Raw genomic sequence first — 17,424 nt, forward strand, 5'->3', positions numbered from 1 at the left:
GAGGGGGTCTACCCGCACATTCTAGGTGGTCAGACGCCCTTGCTGACCGAACTCATGTTGAAATCGGGGATACGCAGGGCCGGCATCGCCGCCCGCGTGAACCAGTCGCTCCACTCGCGCGGCAGGGTCTTCTCGGTCCGGCCGGCCTCCGAGGCCCGCGACAGCAGGTCCACCGGGGACTCGTTGAACCGGAAGTTGTTGACCTCGCCGACCACCTGCCCGTTCTCCACCAGGTAGACCCCGTCCCGGGTCAGGCCGGTGAGCAGCAGCGTCGCCGGGTCCACCTCGCGGATGTACCAGAGGCAGGTCAGCAGCAGACCGCGTTCGGTGCCCGCGACCATCTCCTCCAGCGACTTCTCGCCGCCCGCGTCCAGGATCAGGTTCCCGAAGCCGGGCGAGAGCTGCATCCCGGTCAGCCCCGCGGAGTGCCGGGTCGTGGTCAGCCGGTTCAGGTGACCGTCCGCGATCCACTCGGTCGCCGGGACCGGCAGACCGTTGTCGAACACCGAGGCGTCGTCGCCGGAGCTGTGCGCGATCACGAACGGCGCGGACTCCAGGCCCGGCGCGTTCGGGTCGCTGCGCAGGGAGAGCGGCAGCCCGGACAGCTTCTCGCCGAGCCGGGTGCCGCCGCCGGGCTTGGAGAAGACCGTACGGCCCTCCACCGCGTCCCGGGCCGCCGCCGACCACATCTGGTAGATCAGCAGGTCCGCCACCGCGGTCGGGGGAAGCAGGGTCTCGTACCGGCCCGCGGGCAGGTCGATCTTCCGCTCCGCCCAGCCGAGCCGGACGGCGAGCTCCGCGTCCAGCACGGTCGGGTCCACGTCCTTGAAGTCCCGGGTCGAGCGGCCCGCCCAGGCGGAGCGCTGCCGGTCCGGGGACTTCGCGTTGAGCTCCAGGGTGCCCTTCGGCTGGTCGTGCCGCAGCCGCAGACCCGTCGAGGTGCCCACGTACGTGGAGACCAGCTCGTGGTTGGCGAAGCCGTACAGCTCCCGGCCGCCCTCGCGGGCCCGGGCGAAGGCCTCGCCGAGCGCCGGGGCGAAGTCCGAGAACACCGCCGAGCTCGTCTCGGCCGGGGCGTCGGTGAAGTCCGGCGAGGCCGGCGTCCCGGTGACCAGCGGCTGGGCGTCCTCGGCCGGGCCCGCCCCGCGGGCGGCCGCCTCGGCGGCCCGGACCAGCGGCTCCAGGTCGTCCGCGGTCACGGCGGAGCGCGACACGACCCCCGAGGCCGTGCCCTCCTTGCCGTCGACCGTGGCGATGACCGTGAGGGTCCGGCCGCGGGTCACGCCGTTCGTCGTCAGGGCGTTGCCCGCCCAGCGCAGATTGGCGGTCGACCCCTCGTCGGCGATGACGACGCACCCGTCGGTGGTGGACAGCTCCAGGGCCCGCTCGACGATCTCGTGGGGCTTGGTGATGCGAATCGACGAGCTCATCGCCCGGCCTCCTGCGTGGTGTTCAGGATGTTCACGTCGCGGAACAGCGCGGACGGGCAGCCGTGCGAGACCGACGCCACCTGGCCCGGCTGGGCCTTGCCGCAGTTGAAGGCGCCGCCCAGGACGTAGGTCTGCGGACCGCCGACCTTCTCCATCGAGCCCCAGAATTCGGTGGTGGTGGCCTGGTACGCGACATCGCGCAGCTGGCCGGCCAGCCTGCCGTTCTCGATCCGGAAGAACCGCTGCCCGGTGAACTGGAAGTTGTAGCGCTGCATGTCGATCGACCAGGAGCGGTCGCCGACCACGTAGATCCCGCGCTCGACCCCGCCGATCAGGTCCTCGGTCGACAACCCGCCCGGATCCGGCTGGAGGGACACGTTCGCCATCCGCTGGACGGGCACATGGCCGGGGGAGTCGGCGAAGGCGCAGCCGTTGGAGCGCCCGAGGCCGGTCAGCTTCGCGATCCGCCGGTCCAGCTGGTAGCCGACCAGAGTGCCGTCCTTGACCAGGTCCCAGCTCTGCGCCTGCACGCCCTCGTCGTCGAAGCCGACGGTGGCCAGGCCGTGCTCGGCGGTGCGGTCACCCGTCACGTTCATGATCGGGGAGCCGTACTTGAGCTTGCCCAGCTGGTCGAAGGTGGCGAAGGAGGTCCCCGCGTACGCCGCCTCGTAGCCCAGCGCCCGGTCCAGCTCGGTGGCGTGGCCGATGGACTCGTGGATGGTGAGCCACAGGTTGGACGGGTCCACCACCAGGTCGTAGCGCCCGGCCTCGACGCTCGGGGCCCGCATCTTCTCGGCGAGCAGTCCGGGGATCTGCTCCAGCTCGGAGTTCCAGTCCCAGCCGGTGCCGGTCAGGTACTCCCAGCCGCGCCCCGCCGGCGGGGCGATGGTGCGCATCGAGTCGAACTCGCCGGTCGTGCCGTTCACGGCGACCGCGGTGAGCTGCGGGTGGATCCGCACCCGCTGCTGCGTGGTCGAGGTGCCCGCCGTGTCGGCGTAGAACTTGTTCTCGTGCACGGCGAGCAGCGAGGCGTCCACGTGGGCCACCCCGTCGGCCGCGAGCAGGCGCGTGCTCCAGTCGGCGAGCAGCGCCGCCTTCTCCGCGTCCGGTACCTCGAAGGGGTTCACGTCGTACGCGGAGATCCACGTCCGGTCGGCGTGCACCGGCTCGTCGGCGAGCTCCACGCGCTCGTCCGAACCGGCGGCCTTGATCACCTGGGCGGACAGCTTCGCCATGGCCACGGCCTGCGAGGCCACCTTGGCGGCGGCGTCCATGGTCAGGTCCACACCGGAGGCGAATCCCCAACTGCCCCCGTGCACGACCCGGACCGCGTACCCGAGGTCGGTGGTGTCGGACCCGCCGGACGGCTTGGCGTCCCGCAGGCGCCAGGAGGCGCTGCGGATCCGCTCCAGCCGGAAGTCGGCATGCTCGGCGCCCAGCGCGCGGGCCCGGGCGAGCGCCGCGTCGGCGAGCGCCCGCAGGGGCAGCGCGGTGAAGGCCGCGTCGATGGAATGGGGCACGGAAGTCCTCCCGTGGTCGGAGCCGGTCGCACCGATCATGTCGCGATCGGGGCCCTTGTGCCTACATCTTTCTGTAGGGATTCGACAGAGCCCGTCGCAAGGCCCTGTCGGGGGTCGATTCTCCGTACGAGCGATGCGACCTATAGGTTTTTGGTATTCAAGACCGCTAGCGAAAGGGTGATCCGTTGAGCCGCTCGGTTCTCGTCACCGGAGGAAACCGGGGCATCGGCCTCGCCATCGCCCGAGCCTTCGCGGAGGCCGGCGACAAGGTCGCGATCACGTACCGGTCGGGTGAGCCGCCGGAGGCGCTCACCGCACTCGGTGTTCTGGCGGTGCGCTGCGACATCACCGACTCCGAGCAGGTGGAGCAGGCCTACAAGGAGATCGAGGACAAGCACGGTGCGGTCGAGGTGCTGGTGGCCAACGCCGGCATCACCAAGGACACGCTGCTGATGCGCATGTCCGAGGAGGACTTCACGTCGGTCCTCGACACCAACCTCACCGGCACGTTCCGGGTGGTCAAGCGGGCGAACCGTGGCATGCTCCGTGCCAAGAAGGGCCGCGTCGTCCTGATCTCCTCGGTCGTCGGGCTCATGGGCTCCGCGGGCCAGGCCAACTACGCCGCCTCCAAGGCCGCGCTGGTCGGTTTCGCCCGCTCCCTCGCCCGCGAGCTGGGTTCGCGCAACATCACCTTCAACGTCGTCGCCCCCGGTTTCGTGGACACCGACATGACGAAGGTGCTCACCGACGAGCAGCGTGCCGGCATCGTGGGCCAGGTGCCGCTCGGCCGTTACGCGCAGCCCGAGGAGATCGCGGCAGCCGTGAGCTTCCTGGCGTCCGACGACGCCGCGTACATCACCGGAGCCGTCATTCCCGTTGACGGCGGATTGGGCATGGGTCACTGATCACCATGAGCGGAATTCTCGAGGGCAAGCGCATCCTCATCACGGGGGTGCTGATGGAGTCCTCCATCGCCTTCCACACGGCCCGGCTGGCCCAGGAGCAGGGCGCCGAGGTCATCCTCACCGCGTGGCCGCGTCCGTCGCTGACCGAGCGCATCGCGAAGAAGCTGCCGAAGCCGGTCAAGGTGATCGAGCTCGACGTCACCAATGACGAGCACCTGGCGCGCCTGGAGGGCCTCGTCCGGGACGAGCTCGGCGGCCTCGACGGCGTCGTCCACTCCATCGGCTTCGCGCCGCAGGACGCCCTCGGCGGCAACTTCCTGAACACGCCGTTCGAGTCGGTGGCCACCGCCATGCACGTCTCGGCGTTCTCGCTGAAGTCGCTGGCCATGGCGTGCAAGCCGCTGTTCCCGGCGGAGGGCGCGGCCATCGTCGGCCTCACCTTCGACGCGCAGTTCGCCTGGCCGCAGTACGACTGGATGGGCCCGGCCAAGGCCGCCCTGGAGGCCACCAGCCGCTACCTCGCCCGTGACCTGGGCAAGGAGAACATCCGCTGCAACCTGGTCTCGGCCGGTCCGATCGGCTCGATGGCCGCGAAGTCCATCCCGGGCTTCTCGGAGCTGGCGGACGTCTGGAACTCCCGCTCGATGCTGGAGTGGGACATGAGCGACCCGGAGCCGACGGGCAAGGGCGTCGTCGCCCTCCTCTCGGACTGGTTCCCGAAGACCACCGGCGAGATCGTCCACGTGGACGGCGGCCTGCACGCGATGGGTGCCTGATCTCCGATCGGGTCTCCCGCGTCCGTACGGCGGCGGCCGCGCCTTCCTTCCAGGAGGCGCGGCCGCCGCCGTTTTTCGCGTTCCGTGGCGGCGGGCTCGATCGCATGTTCACCGGCCGACCGGATCTTCCCGAGTCGAAAACCGGGACGGATGCCTGCAAACTGACCTGGCCGGGATCTTCTCGGCTCCTGCGGGGAGGAGGTAGGAGTGCGCGCGAGACCGAGCCGAGTGGTATCCGTCCTGGTCACGTCCGTGATCCTGACCGGACTCCTGGTCCCCGGAGCGGCCGCGCAGCCCCCGGAGGGCGAGCCCGCACCCGGCCCCGAGTCGGCGGCCCCGGCCGTCGTGGAGCTCGCCGAGATCCCCGCCGAACCGCCCGCGCAGCCCGCACGGCCCGCCGGGGGTGAACTCTTCGGAGCCGACTGCGACACCGTGATCCAGGGCTCGCAGGTGACGGCCTACTGTCACAACGCCTACCCGGCGACCGACCTCGTACGGCTGCACGTCGAGTGCGACCGCTGGTGGGACGTGGACGGCGACGGGGTCGCCGTGGCCGTCGGCCCGGCCGGGCGGGCCGAGCTCGTCGGCCGCTGCTGGAAAGAGGTCCGCTCGGCCTGGGTCAGCCACCGGCGCCCGTGAGCGGCTGCTCCCGCGCTTCCCGGGCCTCCTTGCCGAGACAGGCGAAGGGGTAGCCCGCCGCCTCCGAGGCCGCCGCGTCCCCGTCGCCCCGCCGGATCGCCTCGATCAGCCGGGCGTGGTCCAGATGGGCCGACGGGTGCAGCTCGGTACCCACGTCCGTCCGCAGCCAGTCGGCCACCAGATCGCCGAGGTCCGCATACAGCTCGATCAGTACGTCGTTGTGCGAGGCCGTCACCACCGCCATGTGCAGACTCACGTCCGCCGCCACGAACACCTCCGCGTCGCCGCTCGCCCAGGCCTCCTCGCGGCGCGCCAGCAGGGCGTCCAGCTGTACGAGGTCCCGCTCGGTGCGTCGCTCGGCCGCCAGCCGGGCCGCCGAGGACTCCAGGGTCGAACGCAGCTCGGCGATGTGCCGCGGATCGGCCCCGGCGAAGCGGCGGTGCATGACGCCGGCCAGCTCGCTGGTGGCGATGACGTACGTGCCCGAGCCCTGCCGGATGTCGAGGAGGCCGTTGTGCGCCAGCGCCCGGACGGCCTCGCGCACCGTGTTGCGGGCGACGCCGAGCAGCTCGACCAGCTCCGGCTCGGTCGGGATGCGGGCGCCGACCGGCCACTCGCCGGAAGTGATCTGGTTCCGCAGCTGGGCGATCACCTGATCGACGAGTGCGGAGCGCCGGGGCGAGGTCAGCGGCATGGGTTCCTCTCGAGAGCGACTGGACAACCAATCATCCCATGATTCTATGATGGTTCAATGTCCGACGAAGAAATCCAGACCATGAACCGCGCGGCGGTCGTGCGCACCACCCCTGACCGGCAGCCTCCCACCCCCGCCCAGGTCACCCCGGCCTGGCTCGGCCCGGTGCTCATCGTCGGAATCGTGCTGGCCGCCCTCAACCTGCGGCCCGCCATCACCAGCCTCGGCGCCCTCTTCGAGGAGACCCGCACGGGTCTCGGCATGAGCGGCACCGTCGCCGGACTGATCACCTCGGTCCCCGCCCTCTGCTTCGCCGTCTTCGGCGTCACCGCGCCCCGGCTCTCCCGCCGCTTCGGCCCGGCCGCCGTCGTCTGTGCCGGCATGGCCGCCGTCGCCACCGGGCTGCTGATCCGCCCCTTCGCCACCGGCGCCGCCGGGTTCCTGGCAGCCAGCGCCCTGTCACTGGCCGGCATAGCCCTCACCAACGTGCTGCTCCCGGTGATCGTCAAGCGCTACTTCCCGGACCGCGTCGGCACCATGACCGGCCTGTACTCCATGTCCCTGGCCGCCGGCACCTCCCTCGCCGCCGCCGCGACCGTCCCGCTGACCGCCGCCCTCGGCGGGAGCTGGCGCACCGGCCTGCTGGTCTGGGCCGTGCTCGCCCTGGTCGCCGTACTGCCGTGGCTGCCCGTCGCCCGCGCCTCCCGGCGCGGCGACCGGGCCGAGACCGCCGCGGCCGCCGCCGCTGGCGGGTCCGGCGCACGGGCCGGCGCGGGCGCCGACACCGGCCCGCGCGTCGTCCGCAGCCGCACCGCCTGGGCCCTGGCCTGCTACTTCGGCCTCCAGGCCACCGGTGCGTACATCACCATGGGCTGGCTCCCGCAGATCTTCCGCGACGCCGGGGTCTCCGCCTCCACCGCGGGTGTGCTCCTCGCCGTCACCATGGTCATGGGCGTCCCGCTGGCCTTCGTCATCCCGGGCCTGGCCGCCCGGATGAAGAACCAGGGCGCCATCGCCGTCACCCTCGGCGTCTTCGGCCTGATCGGCTACCTCGGGCTCTACTTCGCGCCCGCCGCCGGAGCCTGGGCCTGGGCGCTCCTGCTCGGCATCTCCAACTGCGCGTTCCCCCTCGTCATCACCCTCATCGGGCTGCGCGCCAAGTCCCCGGCCGGCGTGGTCAAGCTCTCCGCCTTCGCCCAGAGCACCGGCTACCTCATCTCCATCCCCGGCCCCCTCGTCATCGGCGCCCTCTACCAGCACAGCGGCGGCTGGGACCTACCGCTCGCCCTGATGGCCGGACTCCTCGTGCCGCAGATCGTGCTGGGCGTCCTGGCCGGACGGGACCGCACGATCGAGGACGAATGCGGCATGGGAGACTGACCGGCATGTCGCCCGTACTTGAACCGAACCCGCAGAACGGCCGCAAGAAGCTCGGCCTCGTGCTCGGCGCGTTCCTCGCCGTGACCGTGATCATCTCCGTGATCGCCACGATCGCCTCCCCGTGAGCCCGGTCCTCCCGGCGGGAGGGTGGGGCTAACCCCACCACCCCTAGGGGGCCAGGCTCAGGGTGAAGTGGGGTGTGCCCCGGATGGGAACCACTGCCCCGGATCCATAGATTCGTAGGCAGCGAGTCAGTCCGGTCCACACCCTCGGAGGCGGCCATGTCGGCCCCCATGCACATCAGGCCCCTCCCCCCGGGCCGGTCCGGCCCCCGGGCCCGCGCCGCCACCGGCGCCGGCACCCGGCTGCACTGGTGGGCACTGGCCCTGCCCGCCATGGCCTTCGGGCTCCTGCTGCTGCTCCTCGCCGGATCCGGCGAGGCCCACGCGGCCACCGGCGAGGTCTCCGGCCTGGTCCAGGTCGCCGAACAGCTCCTGCGCGCCGTCGGCTGACCCCCCGCGCCGTCGGCCGACCCCCGTGCGCCCGTCACCCGGGGAGTGAGCCCCTCAACACCCTGCGCCCCATGGCTCGTTTCGTGCGAAGCTGGGAGCCATGAGCGCCGACACACCCCGCAGGATCGCCCTCCTCCGGCACGCCAAGGCCGACTGGCCCGAGGTATCCGACCACGATCGCCCGCTCGCGGAACGAGGCCGCAAGGACGCGCCGGCCGTCGGTCTGAAGCTCGCCGAAACCGGCATCGTCTTCGACCTGGCCCTGTGCTCCACCGCCGCCCGCACCCGCGAGACCTGGAAGCTCGCCGTCCAGGAGATGCCGCACCGGCCGAAGACCCACTACGAGGAGAGGCTCTACGACGCCTCGCTGGGCGAGCTCATCGCCCTGCTCAACGAGACCTCCGACGAGGTCTCCGACCTCCTCGTCATCGGGCACAACCCCGGCATGCACGCCCTCGCCGACGCCCTTTCGGGGCGCGCGGAGGACGACACCCTGGCGCGGATGACCCGTACGGGTTTCCCGACCGCGGCCCTCGCCGTGGTCTCCTTCACCGGATCGTGGAAGTCCGTCGAGCACGGAGTGGGCACACTGCTCGACTACTGGACCCCCAAGGGCCTCTGACCGGGGCCCGGCCACCTTCGAAGACCCCACCAGCGCGAACGGGCCCCGGCAGCCGATGCGGCTGCCGGGGCCCGACGGTGCTCGTGGGGATCAGGCCAGGTCGGCGGCCTCGATCTCCTCGCGGGTGATCCCGAGCAGGTACAGCACCGCGTCGAGGAAGGGCACGTTCACCGCGGTGTGCGCGGCCTCGCGGACCACCGGCTTGGCATTGAACGCCACACCCAGCCCGGCCGCGTTCAGCATGTCCAGGTCGTTGGCGCCGTCACCGATGGCCACCGTCTGGGACAGCGGTACGTCGGCCTCCGCGGCGAAACGGCGCAGCAGCCGCGCCTTCCCCGCCCGGTCCACGATCTCGCCGGTGACCTTGCCGGTCAGCTTCCCGTCGACGATCTCCAGGGTGTTGGCGGAGGCGAAGTCCAGCCCCAGCCGCTCCCGCAGATCGTCCGTCACCTGGGTGAATCCGCCGGAGACCACACCCACCTGGTAGCCCAGCCGCTTGAGCGTGCGGATCAGGGTCCGGGCGCCCGGGGTCAGCTGCACCTCGGCGCGCACCTTGTCCACGACGGACGCGTCCAGGCCCGCCAGCAGCGCCACCCGGGCGTGCAGCGACTGCTCGAAGTCCAGCTCGCCGCGCATGGCCCGCTCGGTGACCGCGGCGACCTCCGCCTCGCACCCGGCGTGCGCGGCGAACAGCTCGATGACCTCGTCCTGGATGAGAGTCGAGTCCACGTCCATGACGACCAGACGCTGGGCCCGGCGGTGCAACCCGGCCGAGACCACGGCCACATCCACGCCGATGTGCGCGGAAGCCGTGGCCAGCGCGGTGCGCAGCGGCTCGGTCTCGACGCCGGAGACGGCGAACTCCACCGCCGTCACCGGGTACTTGGCGAGGCGGAAGATACGGTCGATGTTGCCGCCGGTCGCGGTGATCCGGGCGGCGATGGCGGCCGTCGACTCGGCGGTGAGCGGGTGCCCGAGCACGGTGACATGCGAGCGGCCGCTGCCGCGCGGCCGGTTGTCACCGGTACCGGAGAGGATCTCGGCCTGCATCTTGAGGGACTCGGCCCAGCTGTGGACGGTGGCCCGCAGGTCACCCTCGGCGCCGCCGGTGGGCTTGGTGACGAGGGCGCACAGGACGATGCGGCCACGGGTGACGACCTGCTCGATGTCGACGACATCGACGGAGTAGGCGGCGAGGGTGTCGAACAGCCCGGCGGTGATCCCGGGACGGTCCTTGCCGAAGATCTTGACGAGGAGGGTGGGGACGTCGGAGGTCTGCGATGCGCTCATGGTGCCCTCACCGTATCTTCCCGAACCGGGCCCCAGGACCCCCGTCCCACGTCTTGAACCCCGGCGTGGCCTCAGGACCGGGGCTCCGCCCCGAACCCCGGTCCTCAAACGCCGGACGGGCTGGAAAATCCAGCCCCGCCGGCGTTTGAGGCGCGGGGTCTGGGGCGGAGCCCCGGGGAACGGTGGAAGGGCGGGTAGGGGACGGCTCCGCGCAGCGGACGGGCTCGGGCTCACCGCGGCGGCGCCGGAGGCCTGGGCGGGGGTGGCGCTCCCGGCGGGGGAGGCGGCGTGAAGGGCTCCCGGCGGGGCGGCCGCGCCGGCCGCGCCGGCCTCGGCGGCCCCGGTGACCACGGCGGGACGCCGGTCACGGTCACGTCCCAGGAGCCGTCCGCCTCCCCGCCCGCCCCGGGCCGCGGGCCGCGCGCGGGCCCGCCGTACGGTACGGCCCCGGGGTACGCGGCCGCCGTCGGCGCCCCGGGGTCGGGCCACCCCGGGGCGGGCCCCGGCACGCCGACCCGGCCCGGGAGGGCCGCCCGCCGGCGGGGAGCCAAGGCCGCGCCCGCCGCCCCGGCCGCCGCACCCCAGAGCGCGCCGAGCACGAGGGCGAGGGGGAGGGACCCCCGCAGCTCGACCCCCGCGTCCACCGCGTCCACGCCCAGCACCGCGAGCGAGGCGTTCGCCGAGAAGCCCGTCAGCCCCACCAGCACCGCCGCCGTCACCGCGGTCACGGCCGACAGCCGGGCCGCGCACCCCGGGATCCCGCGCCCGGGAGTCCGTACGGCCGCCAGCACGCCCGCGTACAACAGCAGCAGGGTCACCCCCGCGACCAGCAGCCAGACCCGCTCGTCGTACTCCGCGAGGCGGGCCACCGTCACCGGCTCCCGCGCGGAGTCCGCCAGCAGCTCGTCCAGCGGATCGGGCAGCAGCCGGGCCGGCGCCCCCGTGACCCCGCCGCGCAGCGGCACGAACAGCCCCAGCAGTACCCCCAGCGCGCTCCCGTTCGGCGCCCCCAGCAGCGCACCGCCCAGCACCCGCCGGGGGTGGTCGTCGCCCAGCGCCGCCCACACCGCCGCGGCCCATCCGGCCGCCACCGCCACCAGCAGCATCGCCACCACGGCCGAGGCGGCCGGGCGCAGCCGGGCCAGGGCCGCCGGCCCGCGCCGCGAGACCAGCAGCGCGACCGCCAATACGGCGAGCACCCACAGGCCCGAGCCCAGCAGGGTCGGCCCGAGCTCCACCGAGAACCCCACCCGGGTCCGGGTCTCGATCAGATCCCCGATGCGGTCCGGGAGCAGCCCGCCGATGTCCCCGATCCCCGGGATCTCCACCTTCGCCGGGGTCTTCGGCAGCGCCGCCGTCCCGTCGAGGGTGACCACGTCGTGCCCGGCCCACGCCAGACCGCCCGCCGTCGCGACGAACAGCGCCGCGAGGGCCGTCACCCGGGCCGCCGTCTCCCCGTGCCCCGCCCCGGCCCGCAGTGAACGAAGGAACAGGTGCGCCAGAACCAGCGCCCCGGCCAGTGACACCCCCAAGGGCATGACGTCCAGGGAGGTTTCGGCGTCCGCCCCGACCGCTCCGAGGACCGAGACGTCACCCGAGGGGGTCACGGTTCCACCGACCGCGAGGACCACCGCGGCGGCCGTCATCGCCCCGAGCGAACCTCCCGCGGCGTCGGCGCCCAGCAGGTGCAGCCCGAGCCCGGCCACTGCTGCCATCACGATCAGGGACCAGCCCACGGCGGCGACCGCGGACAGCAGCACGTCTCCCCAGCGAATGCGGCGCATGCGGTGAACCCCCGATGCCTACCGAGCGGTACGCGACGGGACCACCGGGCGAGAAGTCCCGTATCTCACTCTCCGGGTGATTTTCGACCCCGTCAACGGGCTGTCGTAGACGCCCCGGCAAGGCCCGGATTCCACATACGGCTGTGGGCCTGAAATAGTTCCCCCGGATGTTCGCCATCCCTAGACTCCCTGACGTCATGGGGGATTCTCGGGGGACTTAAGTGGGGCTGGAGTGCCGGAACTCGTACTGGAATTGAACGGAAGGACCTGGACGCTCGATCCGTCCAGGTCGTACTCGCTGGGGCGCGACCCCCAGGGAGACGTGGTGATCGACGATGCCCGCGTGTCGTGGCGGCATGCCACCATTACCTGGAACGGCCGGGGTTGGGGCATCGAGGACCACGGCAGCACCAACGGCACCTACGTGCACGGGGCGAGGGTCCAGCAGACCGAGCTCGTGCCCGGCACGCCGGTCCACCTGGGCAATGCGACGGACGGCCCGCGGCTGAACCTGAGCGCCGCCGCTGCCGCGCCGCAGCCCGCCGTGGCGCAGCAGGCGCAGCAGAACCAGGCCCAGGCGTACGCCCAGCCGCAGGCCCCGGCCTACCAGGCCCCGCAGCAGCAGCCTCAGCACCAGGCCTGGGAACAGCAGCACGCGCAGCAAGCGCAGCACCAACCGCAGCAGCCGCAGGTCCACCTCCCGCACCAGCAGGGTGGCGCCGCCGCGGCCCGCCCGGCGCAGGGCGGCGCACCGGCCTACGGCGACCGCAGCCCGACGACGTTCCACCAGCTCTCGCTGGGCCACGTCATGCGGATCGGCCGTGCGCTGGAGAACGAGCTGGTGGTCTCCGACCTCCAGGTCTCCCGCCACCACGCCGAGTTCCGCTCGATGCCCGGTGGCCGCTTCGAGATCCACGACCTCGGCAGCCACAACGGCACCTACGTCAACGGCCAGCCGCTGCCGAAGTCCGGCACTGTGCTGCTCGGCCCGAACGACATCGTCGGCGTCGGTCACTCGACGTTCCGGATCGTCGGCGACCGCCTCGAGGAGTTCGTCGACACCGGCGAGGTCTCCTTCTCGGCCCGCCACCTCACGGTCACGGTCGACGGCGGCAAGCAGATCCTCAAGGACGTCACCTTCGGTGTCCCGGAGAAGTCGCTGATCGGCGTCATCGGACCCTCGGGTTCCGGCAAGTCCACCCTGCTCAAGGCGCTGACCGGTTACCGGCCCGCCGACCAGGGCGACGTCCTCTACGACAACCGCAACCTGTACAAGCAGTTCGCGGAGCTCCGCCAGCGCATCGGCCTGGTCCCGCAGGACGACATCCTGCACAAGGAGCTGAAGGTCAGCACGGCCCTCAAGTACGCGGCCAAGCTCCGCTTCCCCGGCGACACCGCCGAGTCCGAGCGTGCCGCCCGTATCGACGAGGTGCTGCGCGAGCTCAAGCTCGACATCCACAAGGACAAGAAGATCACCGCGCTCTCCGGTGGTCAGCGCAAGCGCGTGTCCGTGGCCCTGGAGCTGCTCACCAAGCCCTCGCTGATCTTCCTGGACGAGCCGACCTCGGGCCTCGACCCGGGTATGGACCGCGACGTCATGCAGCTGCTGCGCGGCCTCGCCGACGACGGCCGCACGGTCCTCGTCGTCACCCACTCGGTCGCCGAGCTGGCCATCTGCGACAAGCTGCTGGTCATGGCCCCGGGCGGGTCGGTCGCGTACTTCGGTCCGCCGGACGAGGCCCTGAACTTCTTCGGCTACACCACGTGGGCGGATGTGTTCTCGTCCTTCGAGAACTACCGCGACTACGACTGGGCCGGCCGTTGGAAGGGCTCGCAGCACTACCAGCTGTACGCCGCCGACATCGACGCGGTCGCCCCGCAGTCCGTCGCGATGCCCCCGGCCCAGCAGATGCGCCCGCCGAAGCCGCAGGGCTGGGGCTCGCAGCTCTTCACGCTGATCCGTCGCTACGTGTCGGTGATCGCCTCCGACCGGGGCTTCCTCGGTCTGATGCTGATCCTGCCCGCGGTCCTCGGTGTGGTCTCGACGGTCATCCCGGCGACCTTCGGCCTCGCGCCCCCGACGCCGCCGTCCCAGTTCAACGGCGACGCCGGCACGATCATGCTGATCCTCGCGGTCGGCATGTGCTTCTCGGGCGCCGCGAACTCGGTCCGTGAGCTGATCAAGGAACGCGTCATCTACGAACGCGAGCGCGCGACCGGCCTGTCCCGGTCGGCGTACCTCATGTCGAAGGTGATCGTCCTCGGTGCCATCACGGCCATCCAGGGCGTGATCATCTGCGGGATCGGCTTCTTCCCGCGCGACCTGCCCGCCGAGGGCCTGCTGATGCCGCCGGCCGTCGAGCTCTGCGTGTCGGTCATCGCGCTCGGCTTCACCTCGATGATGTTCGGCCTGGTGATCTCCTCGCTGGTGAAGACCGCCGAGAAGACCATGCCGCTGCTGGTCATGTTCGCGATCGTCCAGGTCGTCTTCACCGGCATCCTCTTCCAGGTCTACGACTCGCCGGGCCTGGAGCAGTTCGCCTGGCTGATGCCGTCCCGCTGGGCCGTCGCCGCCGCCGGCACCACGCTGAACCTCGGCAAGCTCATGCCGCCGTGGGACCGCGACAACCCGACCAACACCGACCCGCTCTGGGACGCCACGGTCGGCCAGTGGAGCCTGAACATCATCGTCCTGCTGCTCCTCGGCATCGCCTGCGGCTTCCTGGTGCAGCGCCTGCTGCGCCGTCACGAGCCCGAGGTCATGCGCGCGGGCAAGTAGGACAAGTAGCAAGCGGGCGGGACACCGCACGCACGACGAACACGGCGAACACGACAAACGCCTCAGGGCGGCATCCGGAAGTCCGGGTGCCGCCCTGAGGCGCATGGGGGCTTGGCTGCGTCCAGGGCCTAGTAGGCGCTGTTGACGTTGTCCATGGAGCCGTAGCGGTCGGCCGCGTAGTTGCAGGCGGCGACGATGTTGGCGACCGGGTCGTACTGGTCGAACTTGGTGCCCTTGACGTGGTACGCCTTGAAGGTCGGGTAGATGACCTGGAGCAGACCCTTGCTGGGGATACCGTTCTGGGCGTTGATGTCCCAGTTGTTGATCGCCATCGGGTTACCGCTGGACTCGCGCATCACGTTCTTGTGGATTCCGGCGTAGGTGCCCGGAATGCCCTCCTTCTTCATGATGAAGAGGGCTTCCTTGATCCAACCGTCAAGGTTGTTCGCGAAGACCGGGGTGCGGGCGGCGGACCGGCTGGCGGCCGCCTTGTCCTCGCGGGCCTTCTTCGCGGCGGCCGCGGCCTTGGCCTTGGCGTCGGCGTCGGCCTTGGCCTTCGCCTTGGCGGCGGCGGCCTTCGCGTTGGCGTCGGCGATGACCTGCTGTGCGGAGAGGTGCCCGTGCAGCGCCTTGGTCTGCGCGCCGTTGACGACCTGGGTCCAGGCGACGGGGGCGGCGGTGACCGTCTCGGCCTCGGCGGTGTTGGCCGGGACCAGGGAGAAGGCGACGGCGGCGGCGCTCAGCGTGGCGACACCGGCGATGGACAGCTTGTGCGCCTTCGTCAGACGACTGTGACCAGGGGTGCGGGAAGCAGACATGGCGGGCAACCTCTTCGAATAGCGGGAGTCGCAGGAAGGCGCTTTGTGGATCCGGGGATCCGCGGTGCTGTGCGACGGGAGCAATTCTTAGCGGCGGCAAAAACTTGTGGCAAAGGTGTGACGTACGATCCCGCTTAGTGGATCACGCGCGGGCGCCGAGGCCCGATTTCGGGCCCCGGCGCTAGGTGGGACAGTGCTGACGGGGTCTTTATATGTCCACTAGGGAGCTTCGTAAGTGATGTGGGTCCTATGTGCGGGGTCACATCGGGCACATAACGGTTTCACCGTGCGTTGCTTCAGCAATGCGAATGGTTACGGTTCTCATCCTTGAGTAGCAGGTGAATGTCCCCGAACTCGTGCCAGAGGCACAGATTGGCCACCGCCTCGGCATACCCGAGCCGTACGGCGGCCCGCCCCGCGACCGCCTCCAGCATCAGCAGATGGGACGCCCCGGGCTCGTGCAGCCCGGTCAGCAGCCCGTCCACGACCCGCACCCCGCGCTCGGGGGTCACCACCAGATCGGTCCACCCGGCGGCCGGGCGCACCCGCCCCCCTTCGTCCGCGGCCGACTCCAGGGCCCGTACCGCCGTGGTGCCCACCGCGATCACCCTCCCCCCGCCGGCCCGTGCGGCGTTCACCAGCCCCGCCGTCGTGGGCGACACCTCGTACCGCTCCGGGTACGGCGGCTCGTGCGCCTCCTGCGAGGCCACCCCGGTGTGCAGGACCAGCGGGGCGAACTGCACCCCCCGGCTCACCAGCCGCGCCACCAGCTCCGCCGTGAAGGGCCGGCCCGCACTCGGCATCTCCGCCGAGCCCGACCCGTCGGCGGCCGGCACCGCGAACACCGTCTGATGGGCCGAGAGCGGCTGGTCCCGCTCCGTGTAGGCGTACCGGATCGGCCGCCCGTACGCCCGCAGCAGTGCCGGCACCTCGTACGGCCCCGGGTGGGGCCGTGCCCACCACAGCCGGTCCGCGCCCGCGGTCAGCGGCTCCTCCAGGACGAGCCGGCCCCCGTCCGGCAGCTCCACCACCGCCCCGGCCGGCCCCCCGGCGTGCGGCCGGGTCGTTCCCCCGCCGGCCGGGGTGCGCAGCTCCACCGCCCAGCGCCCGTCGTCGCCCCGGGTCGAGAAGTGCACCACCAGGTCCTCGCGGCCCAGCCGGGCGTCCACGGCGGCCGCCAGCGTGGCCGAGGTGTTCACCACCAGGACGTCCCCGGCCCGCAGCAGCCCCGGCAGCTCCCGGAAGGCGTGCAGCGACACCTGCTCGGCGCCCCGGGACACCAGGAGGCGTACGGCGTCCCGCCCCAGCCCGGGCCCGCGCTGCTCGGCCGGAATCCGGGCCACCAAATGCGGAGAAATGTCCGTTATATACAGTCCCTCTTCCCGGAGGGACCGATGCCCGCTCACCGGCCGGCCCCCGCAACCCCCGAGGCCGCGCCCGAGGCCGCCTCGGGCACCGCCGCTCCCGCCGCCAGCTCCTGCGCCGTGTACCGCCCGCTCGGCAGCCCCCGCTCCACCAGCCGCAGCAGCGCCGGTGCCACCTCCTCCGGCGTCGGCAGCCCCGCCAGGTCCTCGCCGGGCTCGGCCGCCGCCATCATCCGCGTCCGCATCGAACCCGGGTCCGCCCACCACACCCGCAGCTCCGGCTCCTCCACCGCCAGCACGGCCGACACCAGATCCCCCGCCGCCTTGGTCGCCCCGTACGCCCCCCACGTCGCGTACGCCACCACCGCCGCGTCCGAGCTGATGTTCAGCACCGCCCCGGCCTCCGCCGCCCGCAACAGCGGCAGCCCCTCCTGGACCAGCCCCAGCGGCCCCACCACATTGACCTCGAAGGCCTCGCGCAGCCCGCCCAGCGCATGGTCCGCCAGCGCCACCAGCGGCTCGGCCCCGAGCACCCCCGCGTTGTTCACCAGCAGGTCCAGCCCACCCAGCTCCCGCGCGGACGCCACCAGCGCGGCCCGGTGCCCCGCCGAGGACACGTCCCCGGCCACCGCCACCACCCTCACCCCGGCCGCCCGCTCCAGCCCGGCCGCGGCCTCCTCCAGCGCCGCCGCGCCCCGCGCGCTCAGCACCAGGTCCCAGCCGCGCGCCGCGAGCTCCCCGGCCAGCGCCCGGCCGAGCCCCCTGGACGCCCCCGTCACGATCGCCACCGACATGACAGCACCCTCGCCTTCCGTCCCGATCAGCAGATGCCCCCAACCTAGGAACGACCCACCCCCCGCCGCGTCGGCCGCGAGCCCCACCCCCGCACCTCCCTTGGACCTACGTCCACG

The 17,424-nt window shown here is 72.1% G+C and carries 16 protein-coding genes; 8 read left to right on the top strand and 8 right to left on the bottom strand.

The window, feature by feature from the left end; translation table 11 throughout:
* Nucleotides 1-29: 29 nt before the first annotated feature.
* Nucleotides 30-1,430, bottom strand: coding sequence for a metallopeptidase TldD-related protein (locus OG373_RS29530; RefSeq protein ID WP_189973862.1), 1,401 nt, complete (start codon nucleotides 1,428-1,430; stop codon nucleotides 30-32).
* Nucleotides 1,427-2,950 carry a TldD/PmbA family protein gene (locus OG373_RS29535; protein ID WP_397738354.1) on the bottom strand — a complete coding sequence of 508 codons (1,524 nt, stop codon included), beginning with the start codon at nucleotides 2,948-2,950 and terminating at the stop codon, nucleotides 1,427-1,429. The genes OG373_RS29530 and OG373_RS29535 overlap by 4 nt, the downstream gene beginning before the upstream one ends.
* Nucleotides 2,951-3,135: 185 nt before the next feature.
* On the opposite strand from OG373_RS29535, the gene fabG reads away from it, so the two are divergent.
* The 3 genes from fabG (at nucleotide 3,136) to OG373_RS29550 (ending at nucleotide 5,270) form a co-directional block, all read left to right on the top strand.
* Entirely contained in the window at nucleotides 3,136-3,855 is a 720-nt protein-coding gene (gene fabG / locus OG373_RS29540) for a 3-oxoacyl-[acyl-carrier-protein] reductase (protein WP_397738356.1), read from the top strand.
* 5 nt (nucleotides 3,856-3,860) lie between these two features.
* Complete coding sequence (gene fabI, locus OG373_RS29545) at nucleotides 3,861-4,631, top strand: enoyl-ACP reductase FabI (protein ID WP_389125486.1); 771 nt, start codon at nucleotides 3,861-3,863, stop codon at nucleotides 4,629-4,631.
* Nucleotides 4,632-4,838: 207 nt separating this feature from the next.
* Nucleotides 4,839-5,270, top strand: a complete 432-nt coding sequence (locus OG373_RS29550; RefSeq protein ID WP_397738358.1) for a hypothetical protein — start codon at nucleotides 4,839-4,841, stop codon at nucleotides 5,268-5,270.
* Here OG373_RS29550 and OG373_RS29555 read toward each other — a convergent pair.
* Complete coding sequence (locus OG373_RS29555; RefSeq protein WP_405441375.1) at nucleotides 5,251-5,964, bottom strand: FadR/GntR family transcriptional regulator; 714 nt, start codon at nucleotides 5,962-5,964, stop codon at nucleotides 5,251-5,253. The genes OG373_RS29550 and OG373_RS29555 overlap by 20 nt on opposite strands.
* A 57-nt stretch (nucleotides 5,965-6,021) precedes the next feature.
* Here OG373_RS29555 and OG373_RS29560 point away from each other — a divergent pair, with 57 nt between their 5' ends.
* From OG373_RS29560 to OG373_RS29575, 4 genes are all read left to right on the top strand, one after another.
* A complete protein-coding gene (locus tag OG373_RS29560; RefSeq protein WP_405441377.1) occupies nucleotides 6,022-7,344 on the top strand; it encodes a CynX/NimT family MFS transporter in 1,323 nt (440 codons plus the stop codon).
* A gap of 5 nt (nucleotides 7,345-7,349) precedes the next feature.
* Nucleotides 7,350-7,469, top strand: coding sequence for an SGM_5486 family transporter-associated protein (locus tag OG373_RS29565; RefSeq protein ID WP_252120216.1), 120 nt, complete (start codon nucleotides 7,350-7,352; stop codon nucleotides 7,467-7,469).
* A gap of 156 nt (nucleotides 7,470-7,625) precedes the next feature.
* Entirely contained in the window at nucleotides 7,626-7,856 is a 231-nt protein-coding gene (locus OG373_RS29570; protein ID WP_405441379.1) for a hypothetical protein, read from the top strand.
* 100 nt (nucleotides 7,857-7,956) lie between these two features.
* Nucleotides 7,957-8,478 (top strand): histidine phosphatase family protein, encoded by a 522-nt coding sequence (locus OG373_RS29575; RefSeq protein ID WP_189973869.1) that lies wholly within the window; start codon nucleotides 7,957-7,959, stop codon nucleotides 8,476-8,478.
* A gap of 90 nt (nucleotides 8,479-8,568) precedes the next feature.
* Here OG373_RS29575 and serB read toward each other — a convergent pair whose 3' ends face one another.
* Both serB and OG373_RS29585 read right to left on the bottom strand, forming a co-directional pair.
* Nucleotides 8,569-9,768 carry a phosphoserine phosphatase SerB gene (gene serB / locus OG373_RS29580; protein WP_397738366.1) on the bottom strand — a complete coding sequence of 400 codons (1,200 nt, stop codon included), beginning with the start codon at nucleotides 9,766-9,768 and terminating at the stop codon, nucleotides 8,569-8,571.
* A 230-nt stretch (nucleotides 9,769-9,998) separates the two neighbouring features.
* On the bottom strand, nucleotides 9,999-11,552 hold the full coding sequence (locus tag OG373_RS29585) for a streptophobe family protein (protein WP_405441381.1): 1,554 nt from the start codon (nucleotides 11,550-11,552) through the stop codon (nucleotides 9,999-10,001).
* 232 nt (nucleotides 11,553-11,784) lie between these two features.
* Here OG373_RS29585 and OG373_RS29590 point away from each other — a divergent pair, with 232 nt between their 5' ends.
* The gene (locus OG373_RS29590) at nucleotides 11,785-14,331 is read left to right on the top strand and encodes an FHA domain-containing protein (RefSeq protein ID WP_405441383.1); all 2,547 of its coding nucleotides are present in this window, start codon (nucleotides 11,785-11,787) and stop codon (nucleotides 14,329-14,331) included.
* Between the two features lie 128 nt (nucleotides 14,332-14,459).
* On the opposite strand, the gene OG373_RS29595 is transcribed toward OG373_RS29590, so the two are convergent.
* The 3 genes from OG373_RS29595 to OG373_RS29605 all read right to left on the bottom strand — a co-directional run bounded on the left by OG373_RS29595 (nucleotide 14,460) and on the right by OG373_RS29605 (nucleotide 17,307).
* Nucleotides 14,460-15,149 (bottom strand): transglycosylase SLT domain-containing protein, encoded by a 690-nt coding sequence (locus OG373_RS29595; protein WP_405441385.1) that lies wholly within the window; start codon nucleotides 15,147-15,149, stop codon nucleotides 14,460-14,462.
* A 296-nt stretch (nucleotides 15,150-15,445) separates the two neighbouring features.
* Entirely contained in the window at nucleotides 15,446-16,555 is a 1,110-nt protein-coding gene (locus OG373_RS29600) for an S-adenosylmethionine:tRNA ribosyltransferase-isomerase (protein ID WP_405441387.1), read from the bottom strand.
* A complete protein-coding gene (locus tag OG373_RS29605; RefSeq protein ID WP_405441388.1) occupies nucleotides 16,552-17,307 on the bottom strand; it encodes an SDR family NAD(P)-dependent oxidoreductase in 756 nt (251 codons plus the stop codon). Before OG373_RS29605 ends, OG373_RS29600 begins: the two co-directional genes overlap by 4 nt.
* Nucleotides 17,308-17,424: the final 117 nt, after the last annotated feature.

The organism is Streptomyces avidinii (genome assembly GCF_045161815.1).
In the GTDB taxonomy this organism is placed as follows: Bacteria; Actinomycetota; Actinomycetes; order Streptomycetales; family Streptomycetaceae; genus Streptomyces; species Streptomyces avidinii.